This window comes from Pseudoduganella sp. R-43 (assembly GCF_049913255.1).
Lineage (GTDB): Bacteria > Pseudomonadota > Gammaproteobacteria > Burkholderiales > Burkholderiaceae_D > Rugamonas.
The window spans coordinates 3,824,135-3,848,354 of record NZ_CP183988.1 but is presented as its reverse complement, the minus strand read 5'-3'; the positions used below and the strand labels follow the sequence as shown (position 1 = coordinate 3,848,354).

General features: G+C 65.1%; 20 protein-coding genes. 9 read left to right on the top strand and 11 right to left on the bottom strand.

Annotation, left to right across the window (positions count from 1 at the left end; all coding sequences use genetic code 11):
- Window positions 1-113 precede the first annotated feature (113 nt).
- From ACN9M3_RS17445 to lnt, 3 genes are read left to right on the top strand one after another with little or no spacing between them, the layout of a single operon-like run.
- Window positions 114-1,193, top strand: a complete 1,080-nt coding sequence (locus ACN9M3_RS17445; protein WP_426318110.1) for an SGNH/GDSL hydrolase family protein — start codon at window positions 114-116, stop codon at window positions 1,191-1,193.
- Window positions 1,190-1,819 carry a hypothetical protein gene (locus ACN9M3_RS17440; protein WP_426161740.1) on the top strand — a complete coding sequence of 210 codons (630 nt, stop codon included), beginning with the start codon at window positions 1,190-1,192 and terminating at the stop codon, window positions 1,817-1,819. The genes ACN9M3_RS17445 and ACN9M3_RS17440 overlap by 4 nt, the downstream gene beginning before the upstream one ends.
- Window positions 1,816-4,227 carry an apolipoprotein N-acyltransferase gene (lnt, locus tag ACN9M3_RS17435; RefSeq protein ID WP_426318108.1) on the top strand — a complete coding sequence of 804 codons (2,412 nt, stop codon included), beginning with the start codon at window positions 1,816-1,818 and terminating at the stop codon, window positions 4,225-4,227. Before ACN9M3_RS17440 ends, lnt begins: the two co-directional genes overlap by 4 nt.
- A gap of 6 nt (window positions 4,228-4,233) precedes the next feature.
- Here the strand turns inward: lnt and ACN9M3_RS17430 are convergent, their stop codons facing one another.
- The 6 genes from ACN9M3_RS17430 to ACN9M3_RS17405 are packed head-to-tail and all read right to left on the bottom strand — an operon-like array spanning window position 4,234 to window position 13,273.
- Window positions 4,234-4,512 (bottom strand): acylphosphatase, encoded by a 279-nt coding sequence (locus ACN9M3_RS17430; protein WP_426318106.1) that lies wholly within the window; start codon window positions 4,510-4,512, stop codon window positions 4,234-4,236.
- Window positions 4,512-5,408, bottom strand: a complete 897-nt coding sequence (locus ACN9M3_RS17425) for a diguanylate cyclase (protein ID WP_426318104.1) — start codon at window positions 5,406-5,408, stop codon at window positions 4,512-4,514. Before ACN9M3_RS17425 ends, ACN9M3_RS17430 begins: the two co-directional genes overlap by 1 nt.
- Window positions 5,405-8,869: a response regulator gene (locus ACN9M3_RS17420; protein WP_426318102.1), complete on the bottom strand. Its 3,465-nt coding sequence runs from the start codon at window positions 8,867-8,869 to the stop codon at window positions 5,405-5,407. The genes ACN9M3_RS17425 and ACN9M3_RS17420 overlap by 4 nt, the downstream gene beginning before the upstream one ends.
- On the bottom strand, window positions 8,863-10,227 hold the full coding sequence (locus ACN9M3_RS17415) for an oxygenase MpaB family protein (protein WP_426318101.1): 1,365 nt from the start codon (window positions 10,225-10,227) through the stop codon (window positions 8,863-8,865). Before ACN9M3_RS17415 ends, ACN9M3_RS17420 begins: the two co-directional genes overlap by 7 nt.
- Window positions 10,224-11,024 carry a carotenoid biosynthesis protein gene (locus tag ACN9M3_RS17410; RefSeq protein WP_426318099.1) on the bottom strand — a complete coding sequence of 267 codons (801 nt, stop codon included), beginning with the start codon at window positions 11,022-11,024 and terminating at the stop codon, window positions 10,224-10,226. The genes ACN9M3_RS17415 and ACN9M3_RS17410 overlap by 4 nt, the downstream gene beginning before the upstream one ends.
- A gap of 11 nt (window positions 11,025-11,035) precedes the next feature.
- A complete protein-coding gene (locus ACN9M3_RS17405) occupies window positions 11,036-13,273 on the bottom strand; it encodes a TonB-dependent receptor (protein ID WP_426318098.1) in 2,238 nt (745 codons plus the stop codon).
- A gap of 211 nt (window positions 13,274-13,484) precedes the next feature.
- Between ACN9M3_RS17405 and ACN9M3_RS17400 the strand changes: the two genes are divergently transcribed.
- Complete coding sequence (locus tag ACN9M3_RS17400) at window positions 13,485-13,892, top strand: carboxypeptidase regulatory-like domain-containing protein (RefSeq protein WP_426161732.1); 408 nt, start codon at window positions 13,485-13,487, stop codon at window positions 13,890-13,892.
- Here ACN9M3_RS17400 and ACN9M3_RS17395 read toward each other — a convergent pair.
- Complete coding sequence (locus tag ACN9M3_RS17395; RefSeq protein ID WP_426318095.1) at window positions 13,879-14,676, bottom strand: isocitrate lyase/PEP mutase family protein; 798 nt, start codon at window positions 14,674-14,676, stop codon at window positions 13,879-13,881. The genes ACN9M3_RS17400 and ACN9M3_RS17395 overlap by 14 nt on opposite strands.
- Window positions 14,677-14,775: 99 nt before the next feature.
- On the opposite strand from ACN9M3_RS17395, the gene msbA reads away from it, so the two are divergent.
- Window positions 14,776-16,596, top strand: coding sequence for a lipid A export permease/ATP-binding protein MsbA (gene msbA / locus ACN9M3_RS17390; protein WP_426318093.1), 1,821 nt, complete (start codon window positions 14,776-14,778; stop codon window positions 16,594-16,596).
- Here the strand turns inward: msbA and ACN9M3_RS17385 are convergent, their stop codons facing one another.
- Window positions 16,597-17,412, bottom strand: a complete 816-nt coding sequence (locus tag ACN9M3_RS17385; RefSeq protein WP_426318091.1) for a c-type cytochrome — start codon at window positions 17,410-17,412, stop codon at window positions 16,597-16,599.
- A 150-nt stretch (window positions 17,413-17,562) separates the two neighbouring features.
- On the opposite strand from ACN9M3_RS17385, the gene ACN9M3_RS17380 reads away from it, so the two are divergent.
- The 3 genes from ACN9M3_RS17380 to ACN9M3_RS17370 are packed head-to-tail and all read left to right on the top strand — an operon-like array spanning window position 17,563 to window position 21,334.
- A complete protein-coding gene (locus ACN9M3_RS17380) occupies window positions 17,563-17,916 on the top strand; it encodes a c-type cytochrome (protein ID WP_426318089.1) in 354 nt (117 codons plus the stop codon).
- Window positions 17,913-18,866 carry a cytochrome c oxidase subunit II gene (locus ACN9M3_RS17375; protein WP_426161727.1) on the top strand — a complete coding sequence of 318 codons (954 nt, stop codon included), beginning with the start codon at window positions 17,913-17,915 and terminating at the stop codon, window positions 18,864-18,866. Before ACN9M3_RS17380 ends, ACN9M3_RS17375 begins: the two co-directional genes overlap by 4 nt.
- Window positions 18,863-21,334, top strand: coding sequence for a cbb3-type cytochrome c oxidase subunit I (locus ACN9M3_RS17370; protein ID WP_426318088.1), 2,472 nt, complete (start codon window positions 18,863-18,865; stop codon window positions 21,332-21,334). The genes ACN9M3_RS17375 and ACN9M3_RS17370 overlap by 4 nt, the downstream gene beginning before the upstream one ends.
- Here ACN9M3_RS17370 and ACN9M3_RS17365 read toward each other — a convergent pair.
- The gene (locus ACN9M3_RS17365) at window positions 21,331-22,080 is read right to left on the bottom strand and encodes a DUF481 domain-containing protein (protein WP_426318086.1); all 750 of its coding nucleotides are present in this window, start codon (window positions 22,078-22,080) and stop codon (window positions 21,331-21,333) included. The two genes, ACN9M3_RS17370 and ACN9M3_RS17365, sit on opposite strands and share 4 nt — an antisense overlap.
- Window positions 22,081-22,092: 12 nt before the next feature.
- Window positions 22,093-22,554, bottom strand: a complete 462-nt coding sequence (locus tag ACN9M3_RS17360) for an Lrp/AsnC family transcriptional regulator (protein ID WP_426161724.1) — start codon at window positions 22,552-22,554, stop codon at window positions 22,093-22,095.
- 96 nt (window positions 22,555-22,650) lie between these two features.
- On the opposite strand from ACN9M3_RS17360, the gene ACN9M3_RS17355 reads away from it, so the two are divergent.
- Window positions 22,651-22,914, top strand: a complete 264-nt coding sequence (locus ACN9M3_RS17355; RefSeq protein WP_156401456.1) for a hypothetical protein — start codon at window positions 22,651-22,653, stop codon at window positions 22,912-22,914.
- Here the strand turns inward: ACN9M3_RS17355 and ACN9M3_RS17350 are convergent.
- Window positions 22,899-24,197: an NCS2 family permease gene (locus ACN9M3_RS17350; protein WP_426318084.1), complete on the bottom strand. Its 1,299-nt coding sequence runs from the start codon at window positions 24,195-24,197 to the stop codon at window positions 22,899-22,901. The genes ACN9M3_RS17355 and ACN9M3_RS17350 overlap by 16 nt on opposite strands.
- Window positions 24,198-24,220: the final 23 nt, after the last annotated feature.

Sequence of the window (24,220 nt, the reverse complement as noted above, 5' to 3'; positions counted from 1 at the left end):
GCGGCCATTTGCGTGTCCTGGCGAGCCAGGCCGTGAAGGCCGCGCAGGGCGGCGTTAAGATGAGTTGTTGGCTGGTCGATTCGAACAATTACTTCAATGATCGGAGACACTCTATGCAAACTCGCATTCGCAGCACGCTTCTGGCCGCAGTAGTCTTCTTCACCCTCGGGGGACAGGCAGCAGCAAACACCCTGACCCAAAACGTATCCTGGACCATCGACCGCGCCGGCACCAGCACCAAGTACCGCGCCGTGGCCTATGGCGATTCGATCTATGCGGGCTATAACGGTTCGATTACCAGCGCGGCCAAGTATTCGGCGCCGACGGTGGACGCGGAATACCTGTCCGCGGCCTGGAATGCCGACATTGAAAGCGTGCGCCGCGCCAAGTCCGGCGCCGTGGCCTCTGATGTCTACAACAACAAAATTGTCGCCGAGCGATCCTACATGCAGGCCAGCAACACGCGCGTGGTCACCTTCGAAATGTGCGGCAACGACGGGCTGCAGGCCCGCTCCGCCTTCAAGGGCCAGACCGGCACTTGCGACGACTCGGTGCTGACCGCCGCCGAGAACAGCTGCAAGACCTACGTCGCGGCGGCCATGGACTACATCAACGCCAACGCCTATTCGGGCGTGAAGGTGAAGGTCATCTCGAACCTGCACTATCCCGGCTATGCGGCCGACAATGTGCAGAGCTCCTGCAAGGATCCGAATACCGGCGCCACCGTTAACATGCAGCAGAAGTTCCTGCCGGCCCTGGCGCGCATGAACTTCATGATGTGCGATACCGCGCGCCAGAAAGGCTTCCAATGCGCCGACAACTTCGCGCAGTACATGGGGGCCGATTACGACAGCAACGGCGACGGCATTGCCGATTCCGATGCGCTGCGCTACGTGGCCGGCGAGAGCCAGGCCAGCTATGTGACCCGCATCACCTCGACGCTGCGCTCCACCATCCGCGACGCCAACACGCACTTCGTGTCTGCCGGCAGCAGCTACGACTACATCCAGTCGGACGATACGCACCCGACTTATACCGGCAGCACGGTCACGGCAGGGCTGTTCGGCGGCACCACCGGCACCGGGGCGCCACGCTACACCTCCTTCAGCTCGGGCAAGAACCCGATCTGGAACCAGTTCGGGCATGAACGCATGGGGTGGGCGGTTTCGGTCTTCAACTCGCCAACGCCGTGAGTTCCTGGCGCCCCAGCCCGGGTTACCTGGCGGCGGCGCTGCTGCTGGCCGTTGGCGCGGCCAGCCTGGCTTTCTTTCTTTGGTATTTTGCGCGCGGCGACGCCGCAGCCGGGGCTGGCCAGACGCCGCCCCCGGCAAGCGTGGCGGCTGCCGGACGACCAGCCTCGGCCGCCATTGCCGGGCCGGCAGTTGCGCGCGAAGGGCCCCAGCGCCAGACGCCGCCAGCGCCGGAAGGCGACGCCGATCCGACGCGCGACTTGCGCAGTTACGTCATGCGGGGCGAGAAGCCGACCATGAATGAAGTGATCAAGCGCTTGCACGAGCAAGGTGTGCACACCGGCCTGGGCGCGTTCAATCCGCCCGGCACCAGTCCGCCCCTGGTCGGCCTGGCCGTGCCCAAGGATTTCCCGCTGCCTGCGGGGTATGTGCGGCATCACCAGGTCACCGACGATGGCCAGTCCATCGAACCTGTCCTGATGTTTGCGCCGGACTTCCAGCTCTACGATGCGTCGAACCGGCCCATCGAGATGCCGAAGGACCGCGTCGTTCCACCTGAAATGGCGCCGCCGGGGCTGCCGTTGCGGCGTATCGTGATCCCGCCTCCACTTGACGCCTCCGGACAATGAAGCCGCTTGCCTGCATTTTCGCCAGCGCTGCGATGACTGCCTTGTATGCACAGGGCGGCGCGGCCTGGGTGCTCGGATTCCTGCTACTTGTGCCCTGGCTCCTGGCGCTTGACGGCCGCCGCTCCCTTGCCGGAACGCTGCTGCTTGCCTGGTCCATGTCGCTCGCTTACACGGCGGCCGGCTTTGCGTGGTTTGGCGCTGCGCTTGGGCGCTATACGCAGGCCGGGGAGGCCAGTGGAATTGCCTTGCTGCTGCTTGCCGCGCCCTTGTTCCAGCCGCAGTTCCTTGCTTATGGGCTGGTCCGCCTCGCCGCCGGGCGCTGGTACGGGCGGGGCGTATGCGCGCTGGCGGCGGCTGCGGCATGGGTGGCGGTGGAATGGCTGGTGCCGCGCATGCTTGGCGATACGCTCGGTTACGGCCTGTACCCTTCGCGCCTGCTGCGGCAGGCGGCCGATGTGGGCGGGAGCGCAGGACTGACTCTCTTGCTCCTGCTGGCCAACGAGGGCGTGGCGGCGGCCGTCGCCCGGCATGGGCAAGGCTGGCGGGCAATCGCGAAGCCCTCGGCACTGGCGGCCTTGGTCCCTGCCGTGCTGGCGGCGTACGGTGCGCTGGCGCTTTCGGGCAGCGCTGCACCGGCAGGGAAGCCGCTGCGCATGGGGCTAATCCAGGCAAACATGGTTGATTATGAAAGGCAGCGCCTGGAGAAGGGCGCTTTTGCGGTCGTGCGCGAGGTGCTGGACCGGCATTTCTCGATGGGTTATGACGCGGTGACGCGCCAGCGTGCGGAAGCCTTGCTCTGGTCCGAGACAGCGTATCCGACCACGTTCGGCAAGCCAAAGAGCGAGGCCGGCGCGGAACTCGACCGGGAGATCATTGAATACGTGAACGCGGCCGCGGTCCCCCTGGTGTTCGGCACCTATGACCGGGATGAACAGGGCGAATATAACGCCGCGGCCTTTGTGCAGCCGGGCCGGGGCTTGCTGGGGTTCTATCGCAAGTCGCATTTGTTCCTGTTCACCGAATACCTGCCGGCCTGGCTTGACGTACCGGCCTTGCGGAGGCTTCTGCCCTGGGCTGGCAACTGGCAGGCCGGCGGCGGCGCGCGGGTGTTCCCTTTGCGCCTGGCGGACGGGCGCGAGATTGCGGTGCTGCCCTTGATCTGCCGCGATGACGTCGACCCGGCCCTGGCCATCGCCGGCGCGCGGCTTGGAGGGCAGGTGATCCTGACGATGTCCAACGATTCCTGGTTCAGCGGGGAGGGGCCGGGTGCGCGGCTGCACCAGGCGGCGGCGGCCTTCCGCAGCATCGAAACGCGCCTGCCGCAATTTCGCGTGACGCCAAACGGCTACAGCGCAGCGATCGATGCGAGCGGCGACATCCTCGCCGGAACCAGCGTCGGCGAACCTGCGCTGGTCATCGCGGACCTCCCGGTGCGCTCGCCCGCACCCACCCTGATGGTGCTGTGGGGCGACTGGCTTGGCCTGGCATGCTGCGCGGTATTGCTGGTGCTGACGGTAAGGCCGCTTAGCCAGGCGTGGCGGCCGCACTACGATGGCGCCAGGGCGCGCAGGTCCAGGCCGGCATTCCCGATGCGCGTGGCGGTGCTGCCGCCGGCGGCACGCGTCGTTGCCGGACTGCTGCGCGTCATTTCTCGTGCGGGTTTGCTGGGCATGGGAGCGGCCTTGCTGCTGAACGAAGCGCTGCGCAGCAATACTCTTGGGCAGTTGCGCATCTTCTCCCTGGTATTCCTGCTGCCGGAGGCCATCGCCTGGTGCTTGCTGATGGCGTTTTCGGCCCGGGCGACGTTGAGCGAGGGCCGGCTGCTGCTGGCGCGTGGTGCGCAGGAACTGGCGCTGGCCCTGGACCAGGTGGCTGCCGTCGAACCCTGGCGCCTGCCGGTGCCGGGCCGCGGCGCGGCGTTGCGCCTGCGCTCCGGGAATTACTGGGATGTTGGACTCGCCTTGCCGGACCCGGCAGCGTTCGCCGCGGGCCTGGCCGCTGCCGGCGGCCCCCCTATGGTGGATATGCCGGGGTGGCGCATGCTGGTGGCGCCGGCGACGCGGCTTGACCATCCGCTTGCGAAGTTTGTCCTGTTGCCGCTGGTACTGGCGCTTCCCGCCTTCCACCTGCATCAGCACATCGCCTATGGCAGCGCATTGGGCGAATACTACAGCTTCGGGCTGGCGGCCTACCTGAGTGCTTTCGGACTGTGGTGGGCGGCGTGGACAATCGGCGTGGTGCTGGGGGCGGCACTGGTGCGCGCCTTGATTGAATCGGCAAGCATGATGGCGGCAGCGCTGCGCCCGGGCCATGCGGCCGGCATCCGCCTGGGCCTGGAGCGTGCCGGACATGTTGCGCTTTACCTCGCCTTGCCCGGCTGGCTGCTCCTGCGCGTATTTGGCGCGTGACTACGCCTAGAGCGTCGGGCGGATGTCGAAGGTGGCGGCCAGCGGTGCGGGTTCCGGATCGTCCGCAACGTGGACGCTGTTGACCCGCGCGGCGCTGGGACCCTTGTGCGCCCATTCGATGATGGCTTTCACCGCGTCGGCTGGGCCGTGCACGCTGGCTTCGACCGCTCCGTTGGCGCGGTTGCGCACCCAGCCCGCCAGGCCGAGCGCTGTTGCGCGTTCTGCAAGCGCGTAGCGATAGCCAACGCCTTGCACCAGACCTTCGATCATCAATCGCTTGGCCATCACATCCTCCAGTTGACGCGGTTGCGGCCTGCTTCCTTGGCGCGGTACAGGGCCGCGTCGGCGGCATCGAACAGCGCGGGGGCGCTTTCCTGGCTGCCCGGCGCCAGGGTTGCACCGCCGATGCTGACCGTCAGCATCGGGCTGGCAATGGACTGCTCATGCGGAATCAGCAGCTGGGCCACCGCCTCGCGAATTCCCTCCGCTACATACAAGGCTTGCGCCGCGTCGGTTTCGGGCATCAGGATCACCAGTTCCTCGCCGCCATAGCGGGCGGCGACGTCGCAGGGCCGGCGCATGGCATTGCGCGCCACGCGGGCCACGGCGCGCAGGGCACGGTCGCCGGCCGGATGCCCGTAATGGTCGTTGTACTGTTTGAAGCAGTCGATGTCCAGCAGCGCCACTGAAATCGCGTGCGCGTGGCGGGCGGCGCGCTGCCATTCGCTTGCGTAGACTTCATCGAAGCGGCGGCGGTTGGCCAGTTCGGTCAGGCCGTCCATATGCGCCAGGTGCTCGAGCATGCGGCGCTGGCGTACCACTTCCAGGTGGGTGGCCACGCGCGCCATCACGACCGTGGTGTTGAAGGGCTTGGTGATGTAATCGGCTGCGCCCAGCTTGAGGCCGCGCGCCTCGTCCTCGGGCCGGCCCATGCCGGTGATGAAGATGACTTCAATGTGGGCAGTGGCGGCGTCGGCGCGCAGGCGGCGCAGCACTTCATAGCCGTCCATGTCGGGCAACATCACGTCCAGCATCAGCAAGTCGGGCAAGTGGCGCTGGGCGCGCTCGATGGCCTGCTCGCCGGTCTTGGCCAGCAGTACCACATACTCTGGTTTCAGCAAGGTCGCGAGAACCTGACGGTTGATGCCGTCATCGTCCGCGACTAAGACCTTTTGACTCATGCACTCAATTCCATATCGACGCCGAGTGCTTGCGCAAGTTCGGCCAGCGGTTTCAAGGCATCATGATATTCGATTTCGTCCACAGCACGCTGGATGCGCGCCAGCAGCGCAGCGTGGGCTGAAGCGGCCAGAAGGGCGCTCAGTTCGGTCAGCAAATCTTCGGAACGGGCGTCGTCGGCCCGCAGGTAGCGGTCCAGTTCACGCAGCAGGCGGCCAAAATCGGCCACCTGGCTTTCGCTGGCGCCGGCCGGCGCCTGCAAGGCATTCGCAAAGCCGGCCAGGATGATCCCGAGCGACTTGGCCATGTCCGCAGCCTCCCGTGCGCAGCGCTCGGGGCGTCCATCGCGGATGCCGGCTTCGACGATGTCGGACAGTTGGGCAAGCCCGATGGCGCCGAGGTAGGTGGCGCTGGATTTCAGGTTGTGGGCCAGGCGCTCGACCTGGGCCCAGTCGCCGTCGGCCAGTGCGGCAGTGAGCAAGGCCGGGCCGCCGCCGTATTCGGTGCAGAAGCTGCGCATGCGCTTGGCGAGGATGGCCGGATCGCGTTCGGCGCGCGCCAACGCATATTGCCAGTCGACGCCTGCCAGCGGCGGGTAGGCTGCGGCGACCGGCGCGGCGGGGATTTCTGCGGCAGGCGCGCCGGGAATGGCGCGCCCGACCAGGCGTGCAGGATCGATCCACTTCAGCATGGCGCGGAACAGCACGTCCGGATCGATCGGCTTGGTGATATGGTCGTTCATGCCCGCTTCCAGGCTCCTGGCCTGGTCTTCCGGCATGGCGTGGGCGGTCATGGCCAGGATAGGCAGGCCGCGCAGCGCTTCAATGGCGCGGATCTGGCGCGCGGCGCTCAGGCCATCGACCACCTGCATCTGCACGTCCATCAGCACCAGGTCGTAATCGCCTTGCTGCACCATCCGCACCGCCTCGCCGCCGTGAACAGCGACATCGACGTGCACCCGCACCGTTTCCAGGAAGTCGACTGCCACCTCCCGGTTGTTGGCATTGTCTTCCACCAGCAGCACGCGGGCGCCGTGCAGCCGCGCCAGCTCCTCGGCCGGCACGCCGCGCTGTTCCGCCTGCAGCGATGCCGGCTGGGCGATCTCGGGGCGCAGCACTTGCAGCAGGCTGTGATAGAGCAGCGCAGGGCCGACCGGCTTGGTCAGGAAGCCTTGCAGCGGAAGTTCGCCTTCCTCCTGCAGCACCGTTTCGCGGGTGCAGGCGCTGACCATGAGGATCGACGGCGGGGCAGCGAAGCGCGGGTCGGCGTGGATGCGGTGGATGGTTTCCACGCCATCCCAGCCCGGCATCATGTAATCCATCAGCACCACCTGGTAGGGCATGCCGGTTTCCACGCCGCGCAGCAGCATGTTGAGCGACTGTTCGCCGGAGCTCGCGCTGTGGGCAGCCACGCCGAAGGTGCCAAGCATTTCCACCAGCGCTTCACGCGCCGTGGCGCTATCGTCCACCACCAGCACGCGGGCCTGCTGCAGCCCGCCGGTCGGCGAGGACAGAGGCTCCTCGCTGGCATCGCCGAGGCCGAGCCTGACGGTGAAGCTGAAACGGCTGCCGACGCCAGGCGTACTGGTCACCTTGATGCTGCCGCCCATCAGTTCCACCAGCTGGCGCGAGATGCTCAGGCCCAGGCCGGTGCCGCCGTATTTGCGCGTGATCGAGCTGTCGGCCTGGCTGAAGGACTGGAACAGCCGGGCGAGCTGCTCTTCGCTCATGCCGATGCCGGTATCGCTGACGCTGAACTGCAGCACCACGCCGTCGGCAGAGCGCTCGACGGCCTTGACGGCCACTACGATCTCGCCGCGTTCGGTGAACTTGACGGCATTGTTGGTCAGGTTGATCAGCACCTGGCCGAGGCGCAAGGGGTCGCCGACCAGCTTTTGCGGTACGCCGCGTTCGACGCGGAACACCAGCTCCACCTTGCGCGCATCGGTCTTGACGGCGGTCAGGGTGGACAGGTGGTCCAGCATCTCGTCCAGGCTGAACGGCACGGCTTCCAGGGCCAGCTTGCCGGCTTCGATCTTGGAGAAATCGAGGATGTCGTTGATGATGCCGAGCAGGTGTTCGCCTGCGCCGAGGATCTTGGCCAGGTAGTTGCGCTGCTTCGGACTGGGATCGGTCATCAGCGCCAGGCGGCTCATGCCGATGATGGCATTCATCGGGGTGCGGATCTCGTGGCTCATATTGGCCAGGAAATCGGACTTCAGGCGGGTGGCCGCTTCGGCGCGCAGCATGGCGTTCTGCATGGCCTTGGTGCGCAGGCCGAGGATGCGCATGAACACCAGCATGTCGAAGGCATTGCCGAACTGCAGGGCGTGCATGGTCCAGAAGTTGGCCGCCATCTTGCCGCTGATGACCTGGCTCAGGACCACCGACGACAAGAAGCTGACCGCCCAGCCCAGCATGAAGTAGATGCCGACCGAATCGCCGCGGCGCGCGCGCTTGTAGGCGCCCGGCAAGCCAAGCAGCATGGGCAGCAAACCGAGGGTGCTGACGATGACCACCAGGCCTTCGACGCTGATCACATCGAGGCAATAGGCCACGGCAAACAGGGCGGCCAGCGCCGCACCGGCCTTCATCAGGACCGAGAAAGTACGGTCGACGCCGGGGCGCGCCAGGGACTGCTCGACGAACAGGTAGCCGCCGCAGGACGCCATCAGGGCGAACAGGCCGCCGGCGTGCAGCGTCATCCACACATTGTCGCGCCAGATGTACTGGCTGCCCAGGCCGAAGAATTCGAAGGAGAACAGGGTGGTGCCGGCAATCAGCAGCGCATACTTGGCGAACAGCGGCTCGCGCAAATTGGCCCATTGCGCCAGGCTATACAGCAGCAGGCACAGGCTGAGGCCCATCAGCATCCCTTGCAGCATTTGCTCGGCCAGCGCGGAGGCGTGGTAGACCGCGGCCTTGGAGAAGTGAATCGGCAGGATCATCGAGCCGACATTCTCGACCCGCAGCAGGACCACATGGTCTGCGCCGGGCGTCAGGCGCAAGGCTGCCGCAGGCGTGCGGCCGCCGCCGCCCGGAGCCACCACCGGCTGCAGGTTGCCGGTCACGGTGTGGCTGTGGAGCGCACCATCGGTGGCGGCGAACACGTCGACCCGGTTGATCTGCGAATAATCGATGTTCAGGGTCCATTCGCCGGTGGCGTCGGCCGGCACGAAGACCGGGATGCGGACCCAGACCACGGTGCCTTTGTTCACTCCCAGCGTGGCATAAGCCGATTGCGGCTTCTGGAACCCGGCGGCAGCGGCCAGGACCTCGGCTGCGCTGAGGGTGCCGCCCGGGTCCTTCAGGATCGTGACGGCGGGCCAGGCGTCGTGCGAACCGGAACGTTCGTCCAGCACCAGCGGGGTCGGCGCTGCGCTTCCCGCGGCGCTGGCCAGGCACAGGCTCGAGGCCAGCGCCAGCATGAGGGCGAAGAAAACGAAGGGGACGCGCTTCAGCATGGCTGCTGGTCTCCTGCCGGCTTGGCCGGGGCACGGCCGGCGAGGCGCGCTTCCAGTGCGTTCATCCAGGCTGGCGCCTTGGGATCCTTGCCCCAGCCGCGCACGGCGCTGTCAACCTGGTTCAGCACCGCAGGCGGAAGCTTCAGCGGGCGGGTCTGGTCCATCAGGAACTTCACGGTGAACTGGTAGCCGAAAATGCGGGTGATCATGCGGCAGATCGAAAAATTGGGGAAAGCCAGGCGCACCAGGGCGTCGACGCCGCGCACGACGACCATGCCGCTGATGAACAGTGCGCGCGACAGCAGGTTGACGCGCTGATTGAGCGCCAGGTCGAGGCGGGCGGACTTGCCGCACAGGTAGCGCGTAAGCAGGACCGGGAACGGCTTCAGGATGCGCAGCGGGATCTGGTCCTGCATTGCTTTCATCAGTGCCGCGCCAAGCTCCGGGCGCGGGTCGGGCAGGTAGGGCGACAGCCGGGCGCGTGCCTGGATGTCGTTGAAGCTGGCCTCGGCCTGCTTCATGGTTTGCGGCATCAGGCTGGATTCGATGCCGAGGACGTGCCCAACCACGTTCCAGGTATGCAGGTAGGCCTGTTCGTCCTGCTGCGGCAGGCCGAGGCCAAGCTTGCGCAGGCCGCGCAGGAAAATATAGTGGAAGGTGAGCAGGGTGTAGGCCAGCTCTTCCTGGTTGCAGGGCAGGCCGTTCGCGGCGACGTCCCACCCATGGTTGTACAGGGTATCGTGCACATTGCGGCAGGGCGCATCCATCGGCGCCACGGCGCTGCCGCCTTCAAGGATCGCGTCGGAAGGGTTGCCGCGCAAGATCAGGTGGCGGATGGTGGCGTGGATCAGCCGAACCTTGAGGATCTGTGCGACGCCTCCGCCATCCGGGCTGGTCAGGCCGCCGTGCATCATGACCGGGAAGATCATGGCGGCCGTGGAGCGCACGCGGTAGTCGGTATGGGCTTCGAGCTGGCCGGCGACGTGCAGCACGCCCGCCAGGTCGGGCACGACATAGCATTCGGGCAGGCTGGCGCAGAACAGCAGGCTGCAGGACAGCATGCTCATGTCAAAGAACAGCTCCTCCGAGCGCGCAATGCGGGCGGCATCGGCCCATTCGGGCAGCCGCGAGCCTGCGGCAAGGTAGGCTTCCAGCGCGGCCGCGATTGGCGCGGGGGTGCCTTCGGGGGCGCGCCAGCCGGCGATGATGGCGTTGCTTTGCCACTCGCCAAGCAGGCGGTTCACAATGGCGATGGCTTCCCACTGGCTGCCCTCGTGGCCGTGGAGGATGGCTGCGATGGCGTCGTCGGCGAGCGGGTCGGCACGCAGGGTCGGCGCCACTGCGATGGGCGCGTTCATTGCGCTTCCTTCCAGCGCATCCAGCCGCAAAGGCCCGCCAGGACGGGAATTCCCATGGCGAACAGGGCGATGGTACGGGTCTCGATCGGATTGCCTTTCAGGGCCTGGAACACCATGCTGCCGCCGTAGATCAACAAGGGTACCAAAGCGTAGAGGGGCGTGACCCTGCTGCTTGGAACCGGCGGCTTTTTGCGCAGCGTGAGGCGGAAGCCGTAAATGATGGCGAAGGAAATCGTCATCCAGCCAACAAAACCTTGCAGCGTTTCGCCGAACCAGCCGCCATCGGTCTTGGTCATGATCCAGGCCTTGAGCGTGAAGACCATGTAAGGGTCGGCGCCCAGGTCGTAGGCGGTCACGATCATCGCGCCAAGGAAGGCCATGATGAAGGTCATCAGCGTCGACGGCACGCCGTCGGTCGGGGTTTGCCAGACGATCAGGTTGGCGATCACATAGGCTACATAGCACAGCGCAAACCACATCAGCGGGATGATGAAGGGCACGGAGCCGATGCGCGGGCCCAGCACGTCGGTATAGGTGTACGAGCCGAAGAACCAGCCATAACGCGCGCCCATCTCCTCGGCGAACCAGCCGACGACGACGCCGATGACGACGAAGCGCAGCGCCGGTGCGTGCCCGAGGAAGTGGCTGGCACTGGCCCAGCAGCAGGCAAACATCAGGATCGAACTGACGATCAACAGGGTCGTCGTTTCGCTCCAGCTGCGGGATGCGAGCGCGATCAGGAATCCGGCGAGCAGGACGAGGGTGATGCGGGGCAGTTGGTTCAGCAGCGACTTCATACGTCTCCGGGTTAGAAGTGGTAGTCGAAACGGATGTCAAAGGTCCGTGGATCGCTCGGCGCAGCCATGCCGAAGCTGTCGATGGTGACAGGCTGCACCTTGTTTTCCAGGTTCTTCACATGGGCCATCAGGCTCCAATTGGCGCCGTCGGGGCGATACGCCAGCGAGAGGTCGCTGGCGGTGCGCGGCGGGATGCGGTATTGCAGCAACTGGCTGGAAGCGCTGATGTTGTAGGCCGCGCTGCGGCGCGCGCTGATGCCGGCGGTGAGTGCTGCGCCAGGCAGGCGGAAGCGATGGTCCCAGCCCAGGCTCAGCACCGAATGCGGCGCCCGGTCCAGCGGCTCGCCGGCCCAGGAAACCAGGCCGTTCGGCCGGTAGCTGACGTAATGGGCATCCAGCAGCGTCAGGCCGTAGGTGAAGCTGTCGGCAGGGGTGGCGCGTACCTGCCCATCGAGCTCGAGGCCCTTGACGCTGGCGGCGCCGGCATTCTGGGTGACGAAGCGCGGCGCGCCGGCCACGATCGCAACGCCGGAGAGCTGCAGGTTGGTGTAGTCGTAGTGGAAGATGGCCAGGTTCATGCTGGCCCGCTTGTTCCAGAACCGCGTTTTCAGCCCGGCTTCCCAGGATTTCAGCGTTTCGGGCCGGTAGAACAGGGTTTCAGCCGGCACGGCAATCACGGCCGGGCAGGCGATGCCCAGCGCGCTGGAACCGGCCAGGCAGCCGTCATTGAAGCCGCCCGACTTGTAGCCCGTGGCGATGCTGGCATAAGCCATGGCTGCCGGCGCCAGGTCGACCTCGGCACCCAGCTTCCACGTCGTCTTGTGGGTGGCCAGGGTGGCGTCGTTCAGCATCTTGAGATCGGTCGCGGCGTTGAATTCGCGCGCCTGCTGGAAGTTGGTCGAGCCCACGCGCGACTTGTCATCCTCCGTATAGCGCAGGCCCGCAGTGGCGCGCAGGACCGGCGTTACGCCGTACGTCAGCTGGCCGAAGGCTGCCTTGCTGCGCGAGATCGTCGGTCCATGCGGGAATACGTAGTAAGGCGGCAGCTTGACCAGCTGCAGGTCGCGGAACACATAGAGCTGGTGCGATTCTTCTCGGAAGTAATACAAGCCGCCCTGCGCCTTCAGCGGGCCGCTGCCGGAGGTGGACAGGCGCAGTTCATGGGAATCCTGGCGCTGGTCGCCCCAGAAATTCTCGTGCACGCCAATTGCCAGCGTTGGTTGCACACGGTAGTAGAAGTTGGCCAGGAAGTCGTGTTCGTTCTTGCGGTGCGAGCCAAGGTAGTCCAGGGTGACGGGGCCGAGGTTCCACGAGAGTTCGGCGCCCAGGCTGTCGGTCGATTTGTGGTTGTAGCCTTGCTCGAGCTTTGTATTGAATGGCTTGAAATTGTTGGTCAGGCGCTCATTGGTGCCGGCGTCATACCAGGTGGGCCTGCCTGTCTCGACACCCTTGTAGAAATTGGTGTCCGGGACGATGTTGTCGATATTGCCGTTCTGCGTAGCGTGTTCGTAGCGCAGCAGCAGCGAGGCCGATTTCCCCAGGGCCAGTTTGGCGGACAGGCGCGCAGCGCGGTCGTCGCGGTCCTGGCCCAGTTCATAGCCGGTGCCCTGGCCATTGCGCAGGGTGCTGTCATGCTTGCTGAGCGCTACTGCAGCGCGCAGGGCGAGCATGTCATTGACCGGCAGGTTGAGCATGCCGTTCGCTACGCGCGAATGGAAATTGCCCAGCGCAAGGCTGGCGGCGCCTTCCCAGCGCTGGATTGGCGTGTTGCTGATGACGTTCACCACGCCGGCCGTGGTATTGCGGCCATACAAGGTGCCTTGCGGACCGCGCAGCACTTCGATGCGGTCCACGTCCAGGAAGCCCAGGGTCTGGGCTTGGGGGCGGGCGATATAGATCCCGTCCATCATGAACGCGGCGGAAGGATCTCCCTTTTCCGTCACGTCCGAATTGGACACGCCGCGGATCGTGATGCGCAGCCCGTCCGGGGCGCCGTCCAGGTGCACATTGGGCAGGCGCTTGCCGATGGCTGCCGCGTTGTCGATGCCGAGTTTGTCCAGTTGCTCGGCAGTGAGGACCGACATGGCGACCGGTGTCCGCGATTCGGGCGCAGCGATGCGCTGGGCCGTCACGAGGACTTCCGGAATTTGCTCTTCAGTTTGACCTTGCGCGATGACAGGCGCGCAAAGAATGCTGGAGACCGCGGCCGCCAACATGGTCGGGCGCAGATGCGCCCCGCAATTCGACATGATTACCCCTAGTGCCTTGCTTTATATGATTATTTTTGCAACGTTACTTAAAAGTGTTGCTAGCAAAGTTCAAGAGTCTAACAGTTTGGCAACGTAGGAAATAGGGGGTATGTAGGCTTTCCCCGACATAGAAACGACACGATGGCTGATAGCGTGCCGGGCGCGAGGGGAGAATACTGGCGGCAAGCCTGAAAAAGGAAAGGAGTGCATCATGTTTGTACGAAACATTACTTTCGCCTTCACCCTGGCTTGCAGCGCCATCGGCGCAGCAGTGGCGGCCGATGAGCCGCAATTCGTGACCGGCGGCGTCGGCCTTGAAGAGCGTGGCCAAATGCTCGCCAGCAAGCCGGATTACAACGTGCGCATGACCTTCGCGACCCGCGGCACCGGCGAGTACCGCTCGGACGTCCAGGTCGAGATCTCTGATGCGAAAGGCCATACCAACGTCAACGCGCGCGATGCCGGGCCATTGATGTTCGTTAACCTGGAGCCTGGCCGCTACCGCGTGACCGCTACGGCGGCCGATGGCCAGGTCCAACGCCGCGAGGTGCAAGTGCAGCCTGGACGGACAAAGGACCTGTACTTCTACTGGAGCGAACCTGCCACTATCGTGCAGTAGACATCAGTTGGTTGAGCGGACCGTAGTGGAAGGTCTGCTCATCGTCGATGGCGCCGGTCTGGTGGAAGCGTTCCATATACACCCTCAGCCGGCCCATCATTACCTCTGCCGGCGACGATCCTGCGCTCAGGCGGCGCACGCCCAGCTGGGCCAGGCGTGATGGCGCGGCCAGGTTGGGACGGGCCAACACATTGAGCGGCATTGTTGTGCCTTTTGCAAGCTCGGCAATTTCGCCCTCGTCCGTGACGCCCGGTGCAAACAGGCCGCTGGCTCCAGCCTCCTGGTACAGCGCCGCACGGCGCAGGGTTTCCGCCACGCGGGCGCCCGGCTCGGCCAGGCCGCGCAGGTAGACGTCGCAACGGGCGTTGATATACAGGTCGATGCCGGCCGCAGCGGCCGCAGCGCGCGCTGCGCCGATCTTGCGCGCCAGCAGCTCCGGCGGCGCACCGCCATCTTCAATATTGATGCCGACCACGCCGGCCTGGACCAGTTGCCCGACAAACTGGCCAACGACTTCCGGATCGGAAGAATAGCCGTCCTCGATATCGACCGTCAGCGGCAAGGCGCTGGCGCGCACGATGTCGCGCACTGTTTCCAGTAACAGGGCGGTCGGCAGCTGCGAACCGTCGGCGTAGCCGTGGCCCCAGGCGACTGCCGCGCTGCTGGTGGCGAGTGCCTTGGCGCCAGCCAGGGCGGCGATGCGGGCGGTACCACCGTCCCAGCAATTGGCCAGCAGCAGGATGCCATCCTGGTGCAGGGCATGGAATTGGGTGTCATTGCGCATGTGGTTTTTTCCTTAACATTGAGGAGCTGGCCATTCTGCCACGGTTCCCACATTCCTGCTTTGGTACAATTCGGGGTTGCCAATCAATCCCCAACCATAGTGCAAAGCCGCCAACTCTACGTCCGCCTGATCAAGGAATTCCTCCCCTATAAGTGGGCCGCCCTGGTGACCCTGGCCGGCGTGGGCGTGGCGTCGATGACCGACGTGCTGCTGATACGCCAGCTGCAGAATGTGGTCGATGCGGTGCAGCCGAACGCGGTCGCCGGCGCGGCGCCGCAGAGCGGGGCCCTGGCGACGGTGCACGCCTGGCTCGACAGCATCCTGCCTACCGATCCCGGCGCCGCTGCACTGTGGGCGATCCCGGCCCTGATCATGGCCCTGGCGCTGCTGCGCATGGTCAGCACATTTACCGGCGACTACGGCTCCGCATGGCTGACCCAGCGCGTCCAGGCCAATGTGCGGGAGCAGATGTTTGCCCGCGTGCTGCGTCTTCCGAACCGCTATTTCGACCAGTCTTCGACCGGCACCACGTTGTCGCGCATTGCCTTCGATGCCACGCAGGTGACCCAGGCCGGCCTCAGCGTGCTCACCATCGCCGTGCGCGACACGGTGGCGGTGATCGGTTTCCTTGGTTCGCTGTTCGATATCGACTGGAAGCTGGCCCTGTTCTGCCTCGTGCTGCTGCCGCTGGTGGCGCTGGTCGTGACCATCGCGGCCCGCCGCATGCGCCGCCTCAGTTCCAGCGCCCAGCATGCTATGGGCGAGCTGACCCGCGTGCTGGACGAGAGCATCGGCGGCCAGCGGGTAGTGAAGATTTTCGGCGGCCAGGCCTATGAGCAAAAGCGCTTCGACGAAGTGGTGAAGCTGAATCGCCAACTGGCCGTCAAGCACGCTTCGACTGCTGCGATGAATTCCGGCCTGATCATGTTGATGGTCGGCGCCACCTTGTCGGCCGTGATCTATTACGCCTTGCTGCGCGCGCAGGCGGGCGCATTGACGCCCGGTGCTTTCGTCGCCTTCATCACCTGCCTGATGTCGCTGCAAGGCCCGATCAAGAACCTGACCAAGCTGAATGAACCCCTGCAGCGCGGCCTGGCTGCCGCGGAATCGGTGTTCGGCCTGATCGATGCGCCGATGGAAGCCGATACCGGTACGCGCCCGGCGGATAATGTGAAAGGCCGCATCGAATTGGTGGATGTCGGCTTCCGCTACAACGCGGACGACCCGGAAGCGGCGCCGGCCTTGCGCTCGCTGTCGCTCGACATCGCGGCCGGCGAGACGGTGGCGCTGGTGGGCGGCTCGGGCAGCGGCAAGACCACGCTGGCCAGCCTGCTGCCGCGCTTCTATGACGTCAGCAGCGGCCGGATCCTGCTGGATGGCGTGGACTTGCGCGAATACCGCCTGCCTGAACTGCGCAGCAAGATCGCCCTGGTGAGCCAGGACGTGGTCCTGTTCAACGATACGCTGGCTGCCAATATCGCGTACGGCGATCCGGCGCCGGATATGGCACGGGTCGAAGCGGCATCGCGTGCGGCCTATGCGCATGACTTCATCATGCGCCAGCCTCAGGGCTACCAGACCGAGGTCGGCGAAAACGGCATGCGACTGTCGGGCGGCCAACGCCAGCGGCTGGCCATCGCGCGCGCCTTGTACAAGGATGCGCCTATCCTGATCCTGGACGAGGCAACCAGTGCCCTGGACACAGAGTCCGAACGCCAGGTGCAGGCGGCGTTGGAAAAGCTGATGGAAGGCCGCACCACGGTCGTCATCGCACACCGCCTGTCCACCATCGAAAACGCCGACCGCATTGTGGTCATGTCGGCGGGATCGATTGCGGAGCAGGGCAGCCACGAAGCGCTGTTGGCGAAGGGCGGCATTTACGCCCGCCTGTACCAGACGCAGAAGCAGCTGGACCAATAATCAGCGGGTGGCCTGCAGCAAGTAGGCTGCCATGTCGCGCGCATCGCGCTCCGGCACGCCGAGCTGCGGCATGGCGGTACCGGGTTTGACCTGCTGCGGTGCGCGAATCCATTTCACCAGGTTTTCTTCGCTTGTCGGCAGCTTGCCGGCGATGAAGCCGCGTTGTGCCAGTCCGTCCAGATTGGGTCCAACGAAGGTCAGCGGGCCGGTCACGCCCGGGACATGGTGGCAGGATTGGCAGGCAAACTGGGTCAGCGCCAGCCTGCCGCGCTCGCGGTCGGGTACGTGGCCCACCGCGCGCTCGACCTGGGCGTCCAGCGGGGGCAGCGCAGGCGGCCTTTCAATAGCGGCATAGTCCGCGGGCGTCATTGCAGGCAGCGCGCCGAGGAAGGCAACGAGATCCCAGATTTCGCGCTCGCTCAGGTGGAAGCGCCATGCGGGCATCCCGCTCATCTTGATCCCGTTTGCGGTTATCCAGTACATTTCACGCGCTTTCCAGCGCCGTGCCGCGTCGGCCAGCGGGCCGGGGACCGGTTGCATGCTCAAGCCGATCACGCCCATCGGCACGCCCGGTCCGCCATGGCATTGTTCGCAGTGCTGGCGAAACAGGACGCCGCCGCGCGTCGAGGCGCCCGCCGTCGCCGAAGGGGGCGCGATTTCGCGCGCGTGAAAGCGTACCGATTGCTGCATGCCGCGCTCGATCAGCGTGTGCACTAACTGGAAATGCGGGCGCAGCGCGGAAGCGTCATACCAGCCCGCCTGCAGCACCACGGTAGCCGCCAGTATTCCGGCCAGTCCGGCCAGGCACAAGCTCATAGCGGCGGTAGCAATAAGGCGACGCACAATCGGGAAAAGGGCGATGATGTCTTGAGCAAATTATAGGGATCGGCAGCGGGAAGGCAGGGACGATTCGTGCAAGCAATCACTGTGCGTTTGCGGAAAAATGGGAGCACGCATCGCGCATGCGTGGCAGCCTTGCTCTTGCCGCTAGCTTTGTGCGCTTGCCAGCCGCGCAAGCCCACTCCACCGGCCGGCGAGGGCGGCGACGCCCGGCGCGGCAAGGCGCTGCTGGCGCAATTCCAGTGCGGCAGCTGCCATCACATTCCAGGCGTGGAATCTGCACGCGGCAAGGCGGCGCCGTCGCTCGCGGAGTTCGGGCTGCGCAGCTATATTGCAGGGCGCTGGCCGAACCGGCAGGCCGACCTGGTGCGCTGGATTTCGGCCCCGCGCAGCATGGACCCCGCGACCCTGATGCCGGACATGGGTGTTTCCCCCGAAGATGCACGCCACATGGCGGCTTATCTTTATTCGCTCCAATGACGCCGGCGCTGCAATCGGTCCTGTCGCCTGCGGGGCCGGATGCGGCGCTGCTTAGCCGATTCAGCTGGCTGTTGTTCGGCTCGGGGGCCGTGATATTCCTGTTGGTCGCGGCCCTCGTTCTCGCCAGTGTTGCACGCAAGCGCGGAAAGTCCTGGTCGAGCAGGCTGGTGGTGGGCGGGGGATTGCTCTTGCCGGTACCCTTGCTGGTTGCGCTCATGGGGTGGTCGGGGTGGCAAGCTTCGCTCCTGGCGTGGCCCTTTTCGGGGACCCGTATCCAGGTCACCGTCACGGCGCATATGTGGTGGTGGGAAGTGCGCTATCGCGACACGGTGAGCGGGAGGGAGGCGGTGCTGGCGAACGAGCTGCGGCTTCCGGTGGGCGAGCGGGTTTACCTCGCGCTGGCGTCGGCGGATGTACTGCATGCGTTCTGGGTGCCGGCGCTGGCGGGCAAGGTGGATATGGTGCCGGGCCGCGTCCATGGCCTCACACTGCGTGCCGGGACAGTTGGCCGCTACCGGGGCCAGTGCGCTGAGTATTGCGGCACCCAGCACGCAGCCATGGCGCTGGATGTGGTGGCAGTCACGCCGCAGCAATTCGAAGCCTGGCTGGCGCACCAGGCCGCGCCAGCGGCCAGCTCGCCGCGTGCGGCAACGATGCAGGCGGGCGAGGGCGAAATCGCACACCGCGGGCGCGAGGTGTTCCTGGCCGCGCGCTGCAACGCGTGCCATACGGTGCGAGGCATCGCGGAAGGTGGAAAGTCGGGCCCGGACTTGACGCACCTCGCTGGCCGCCGCCATCTTGCAGCCGGGGCGCTGCCAATGAGCCGTGCCGGGCTGCTTGGATGGATCGTCAACCCCCAGTCTGCCAAACCCGGTGCCCGCATGCCGCCCAGCAGCCTGTCACCCGACGACCTGCAAGCCCTGGCAAGCTGGCTGGAGACGCTGGAATGAGCGCTCCTCGACGTCCCCCCAACAGCCTGCCGCGCCCGCCGGGCGAGTACGAAGCGCTGGAGCGCGCATGGCGCAAACCGGGTGGCTGGCGCGCCCTGACCGCCGTCAACAACACACGCATTGGCCGCCTGTACCTGGCGACCGCGTTTGCCTTGTTCCTGTTCGCAGGCGTCCTTGCGCTGGCAATGCGGCTGCAACTGGCAGTCCCAGGCAATGACTTGCTGCAGCCGGGGACCTATAACCAGTTCTTCACCATGCACGGCACGGTAATGATGTTCCTGTTCGCCATTCCCATGGTGGAAGCCATTGCCGTCTTCCTGCTGCCAGGCATGCTGGGGGCCCGGGACCTGCCGTTCCCGCGCCTGTCCGCCTACGCCTATTGGGCGTATGCTTTCGGCGGCGCAGGCTTTATCGTGACGCTGGCCTTCGGGCTCGCTCCCGATGGCGGCTGGTTCATGTATCCGCCCCTGACCGGCAAGGAATATTCGCCCGGACTGAACGCTGACTTCTGGCTGCTCGGCATCGGATTCATCGAAATTTCGGCGATCGCCGGCGCCATCGAGCTCATTATCGGCATCCTGTTCACCCGCACGCCCGGCATGACGCTGGCGCGCATCCCCGTGTTTGCCTGGTCGATGCTGGTGGTGGCTGCGATGGTGGTCTTCGCCTTTCCTCCGTTGATTGCGGGAACGGCCCTGCTGGAACTGGAACGGGCCTACGACTGGCCATTCTTCATCCCTGCGCGCGGCGGCGACCCGGTCTTGTGGCAGCACCTGTTCTGGTTCTTCGGGCATCCGGAGGTGTACATCATTTTCCTTCCTGCTGCGGGTATGGTGTCGTCCATGTTGCCGGCGCTGGTGCAAACCCCGCTGGTGGGGCGCCGGGCGGTGATTTTCTCGCTGGCGGCCGTGGGAGCGCTGAGTTTCGCCTTGTGGATGCACCATATGTTCACCGCCGGCCTTGGGCAGCTGGAGACCACGCTGGTGTCGGCCGCGAGCATGGCCATCGCAGTCCCTACGGCGGTGCAGGTGTTCGCCTGGATCGCAACCCTCTGGCGGGGCAGGGTGCAGTTGAACGCGCCGACGCTATTCGTCCTTGGTTTCCTGCTGGTCTTTGTACTGGGCGGCCTGACAGGCGTGATGGTGGCCGCCGTGCCATTCGACTGGCAGGCGCATGACAGTTACTTCATTGTCGCCCACCTTCATTACGTGCTGGTAGGCGGACTGGTATTCCCGATGTTGGCAGGCGCGTATTTCTGGGTTCCCTTGTTCAACGGGCACCGCATGTCAGAGGCCTGGGCACGCTGGGTGTTTGGCCTGGTGTTCGCGGGAACCAATGTGGCGTTCTTCCCGATGCACGTATCGGGTTTGCTTGGCATGCCGCGCCGGGTTTACACCTATGGTTCGGAAACGGGCTGGGCAGACTTGAACATGGCCAGCACGGTCGGCGCCTTGCTGCTGGCCTGCGGCGTCGCGCTGTTCACCATCGATCTGATCCGGACGCTGCGCCGACCTCAACGGGCGCACGGAGATCCCTGGCGAGCGAGCTCGCTGGAGTGGCTGCCACAGGACGAATATGCGACCCGCAGCCAGCCGGACGTTCGCTCGGCGGAGCCGTTGTGGCGGCAGCCGCTGCTCGTGCAGGAAGTGGAAACGGGCATGCATTGGCTACCCGGCAGCGTGACCGGCATGCGCGAGACGCTGGTGACCGGCTGGCGCGACGCGCGGCCCCGGTATTTGCTGGTGCTGCCGGGCGACAGCTGGCTGCCATTCCTTTGTGCGCTTGGGACGGCGGGCTTCTTCCTCTTGATGACGGTGCAGCAAGCCATCGCTGCGTGGCTGTTCGGCGCACTGGCCATTGTCGCGCTGGTGGCCTGGTTGTGGCAGGCAGACCGGCCGCTGCCACCGCAGGCCACTGTCGCGGAAGGGGTCGAGTTGCCGATCGGCGCCGAAGGACGGGCATCGCATTCCTGGTGGGCTACCTGGGTGTTGGTGGTCGTGGATGCGGCAATTTTCGCCTCGCTGGCCTTTACTTTCTTGCACTTGTCGATGCGCCTGGAGGTTTGCCCGCCGCCTGGCGCGCACTTGCCGGCTGCGCCCTGGCCGTGGCTGCAGGCTGCCTTCCTGGCGGCCAGTTCCCTCCTGGCCTGGTGGAGTTCACGCCGCCCGGCCCAAGGTTGGCCGATGTTGGCGGCAGGCGCATGCCTGGTCGCGGCGTTTGCATACGATCTGGATGCGCACCGGCATGCGGGACTTGCCCCGTCGCGCGATGCGTGGAGTGCAGCGGTTGCCGCGCTTCTGGCTTACCAGGGCCTGCACGTTGCCGTGCTGGCGCCGGCGGCGCTCTACGTTGCGGCGAGGGGAAAACTGCGGGCAGCCAGCCGTGCCACGCTGGACAACACTGTCCTGCTGTGGCACTGCGCCGTGTTGCAGGCGCTGGCGGGCCTGGTTCTGCTTCGGCTGGTTTAGAACGAGTAGACCAGCGTGACCGAAGTCTGGGTGTCGGTGTTCTGCTTGTCGATCGGCACGGTGGAGTCGTTGATGGCACTGAAGGCGGCTTTCATGTGCATCGACCCGTTGATGCGGGCGCTGAGCGAAGTCTCGGAAGTGGAGTGAGTGTTCCACGAAGCGCGTTCCACCGTCAGCATTTGCGCGAACGTGGCATTGTCGCTGAGTTTCCAGCGGAAGGCGGCGCGGCCGCGCAGAACGAGGCCGCGATCCTCTTCGCCATTCGCGCGCGTAGCCCTGAAGAAGCCCGGACCGGCTTCCATGTCGAGGGTCTTGTCATCGCTCTGGTAAACACGGAATCCGTGACCGACGCCGACGCTGGCGCTGCGGGTATAGGCGCCGAACCGGTCTTCCGAGAAGCCTGCCAGCACAAACAGGGTGGAATTTTCTTCCAGCAGCTTGTAGCCGGCCTTGGCGCCGAACTGGTAGCGTTCAGCCGAGCGTTGCTTGGTTTCTTCGCCGTTGACGCGGGCGCGGTCCTCCTTGAAGTAGCCGTTCCCGGTGTACTCGTTGCTCCAGCGGAGGGTGTCTTGCAGGATTTCGAACCTGCCGGTGACGGAAGTACCGGCGGTATTGCCACTGGTGCTGATGGCGCCGATTTCGGCGGACAGCATGATATTGCCAGTGTGGTCAACTTCGTTATCTTCTGCCAGTGCGTTGCCTGCGGCCATGCCGGAGGCGAAAATCAGGGGTATCAGGTATTTCATGACTGAATTCTATCAGGGCTCTACGGAATGTGCCCGCTTCAGGCAGCGCAACACGAAAGTCGAGCGGCTGTGGCGGATGCCGGGCAGTTTATACAATTTCCGGCGCAGGAATTCTTCGTAGCCCGCCGTGCCGGCCACCGCGACCTTGATCAGGTAGTCGTATTCGCCCGTCAGCAGGTAGGCTTCCATCACTTCCGGTAGGTCGGCCAGCGCCAGGCCGAATTTGTGCAGCATGTCGTCGTCATGGCGGTCCAGGGTGACCTCGATGATGACGGTGTCCGGCAGGCCGAGTGCCTGCTGGTTGAGCAGCGCAGTATACCCTTCAATGACGCCGCGCTCTTCCATCGCCTTGACCCGGTTCCAGCAAGGCGTGGTGGACAGGCCCACGGTTTCGGCCAGCCTGGTATTGCTTAGACGTCCATCCCGCCGAAGTTCTCGCAGGATTTTTCGGTCCATCTCGTCAAGGTGTTCCATGAATTTGTTGAAATGAAGAAGATTCTTCTATTTTACATGGAAAACGAGGCAAACTTCAGATGCCTATTCCGGCGAGCCAGCCGGATAATCTTCCACATGAATACTGAACAGAGAACTTTCCGCTTGCGCCTCGACCGTTGCTCCGCCATGGATGCTGCGGAGGCGGTGCTGGCGACCCTGCGCCGCGGCGGCGTCCAGCTCCATGCAATGCGCATGGCGCCGGGCGTGCACGGCATGAACCTTGACCTGGATGTGGCAGCCGAGGGCGAAGATGCCCTCGTGCTGGCCCGGATGCGCCTGTGTAACCTGATCGGCGTGTTGAAGATTCGCGTGCAGTCGCGCGCTTACGCCCCGATATAGGCGTACTTGAAACTGAAGACGATGGCGATCACCCACACGATCGGCTTCACTTCGCGGAAGCGGCCGGTCAGCAGCTTGAGGGCTGCATAGGTGATGAAGCCGAAGGCGATGCCGTGCGCGATCGAATAAGTGAAGGGGATCAGCAAGGCGGTAATCGCTGCCGGTATGCACTCGGTGGTTTCGTTCCAGTCGAAGTCGCCGAGGTCGCGCAGCATCAGGCAGGCAACGAACAGCAGCGCGGGCGCGGTTGCATAAGGCGGCACCACGCCAGCCAGCGGGGCAATGAACAACGCTGCCAGGAACAGCAGCGCGACCACCAGCGCAGTCAGCCCCGTGCGGCCGCCCGCCTGCACGCCAGAGGCGCTTTCCAGGTAGGCGGTGGTGCTGGAAGTGCCGAGCATGGAGCCCGCCACAATGGCGGTGCTGTCGGCCAGCAGGGCCTTGTTCAGGCGCTCCATCTTGCCGCTGACCAGCAGGCCGGCGCGGCTGGCGACACCCATCAGGGTGCCGGTGGCATCGAACAGTTCGACCAGGAAGAACACCAGGACCACGTTCAACACGCCCACGCCCAGCGCGCCGGGAACGTCCAGCTTGAGGAAAGTCGCGTCCAGCGATGGCGGCGCCGAGAAAACGCCATGGAACTGGTTCCCGGCAAAGAAGAAGCTCAACACGGTGACGGTCATGATGCCGATCAGGATTGCCCCTTTGACTTTCAGCCGGTCCAGCGTGACGATCAGCAGGAAGCCGACGACGGCCAGCAGTGCTGGCGGTTTGTGCAGGTCACCCACCGTAACCATCGTGTTAGGGTTGGCCATGACGATGCCGGCGCTCTTCAGCGCGATCAGGCCGAGGAACAGGCCCAGGCCCACGGTGATCGCAATGCGCAGCGAGCGGGGAATGCCGTTGACAATGGCTTCCCGCAGCCCAAGCAGGCTGACAATCAGGAACAGGCAGCCGGAAATGAAGACTGCGCCCAATGCGACCGGCCATTTGATGCCCATGCCCAGCACCACGGCGTAGGCGAAGTAGGCGTTCAGGCCCATGCCGGGCGCCATGCCGATCGGGTAGTTGGCGTACAAGGCCATGATCGCCGTGCCCAGGGCTGCGGCGAGGCAGGTGGCGACGAAGACTGCTTCTTTCGGCAGGCCGGCGTCGCCGAGGATGGCGGGGTTGACGAAGATGATGTACGCCATGGTCAGGAAGGTGGTGATCCCTGCCACCACTTCCGTTCGCACATCGCTGCCGGCTTCCTTGAGTTTGAATAGTTTTTCTACGATCGACACAACGCTGCTCCCCGGTTTTGACT

Excerpts from the sequence above, each read along its gene's own strand:
- ACN9M3_RS17445 (WP_426318110.1), top strand. The coding sequence starts at position 114 with ATGCAAACTCGCATTCGCAGCACGCTTCTGGCCGCAGTAGTCTTCTTC.
- lnt (WP_426318108.1), top strand. The coding sequence starts at position 1,816 with ATGAAGCCGCTTGCCTGCATTTTCGCCAGCGCTGCGATGACTGCCTTG.
- ACN9M3_RS17430 (WP_426318106.1), bottom strand. The coding sequence starts at position 4,512 with ATGGCCAAGCGATTGATGATCGAAGGTCTGGTGCAAGGCGTTGGCTAT.
- ACN9M3_RS17425 (WP_426318104.1), bottom strand. The coding sequence starts at position 5,408 with ATGAGTCAAAAGGTCTTAGTCGCGGACGATGACGGCATCAACCGTCAG.
- ACN9M3_RS17420 (WP_426318102.1), bottom strand. The coding sequence starts at position 8,869 with ATGCTGAAGCGCGTCCCCTTCGTTTTCTTCGCCCTCATGCTGGCGCTG.
- ACN9M3_RS17415 (WP_426318101.1), bottom strand. The coding sequence starts at position 10,227 with ATGAACGCGCCCATCGCAGTGGCGCCGACCCTGCGTGCCGACCCGCTC.
- ACN9M3_RS17410 (WP_426318099.1), bottom strand. The coding sequence starts at position 11,024 with ATGAAGTCGCTGCTGAACCAACTGCCCCGCATCACCCTCGTCCTGCTC.
- ACN9M3_RS17405 (WP_426318098.1), bottom strand. The coding sequence starts at position 13,273 with ATGTCGAATTGCGGGGCGCATCTGCGCCCGACCATGTTGGCGGCCGCG.
- ACN9M3_RS17400 (WP_426161732.1), top strand. The coding sequence starts at position 13,485 with ATGTTTGTACGAAACATTACTTTCGCCTTCACCCTGGCTTGCAGCGCC.
- ACN9M3_RS17395 (WP_426318095.1), bottom strand. The coding sequence starts at position 14,676 with ATGCGCAATGACACCCAATTCCATGCCCTGCACCAGGATGGCATCCTG.
- ACN9M3_RS17385 (WP_426318091.1), bottom strand. The coding sequence starts at position 17,412 with ATGAGCTTGTGCCTGGCCGGACTGGCCGGAATACTGGCGGCTACCGTG.
- ACN9M3_RS17375 (WP_426161727.1), top strand. The coding sequence starts at position 17,913 with ATGACGCCGGCGCTGCAATCGGTCCTGTCGCCTGCGGGGCCGGATGCG.
- ACN9M3_RS17370 (WP_426318088.1), top strand. The coding sequence starts at position 18,863 with ATGAGCGCTCCTCGACGTCCCCCCAACAGCCTGCCGCGCCCGCCGGGC.
- ACN9M3_RS17365 (WP_426318086.1), bottom strand. The coding sequence starts at position 22,080 with ATGAAATACCTGATACCCCTGATTTTCGCCTCCGGCATGGCCGCAGGC.
- ACN9M3_RS17360 (WP_426161724.1), bottom strand. The coding sequence starts at position 22,554 with ATGGAACACCTTGACGAGATGGACCGAAAAATCCTGCGAGAACTTCGG.
- ACN9M3_RS17355 (WP_156401456.1), top strand. The coding sequence starts at position 22,651 with ATGAATACTGAACAGAGAACTTTCCGCTTGCGCCTCGACCGTTGCTCC.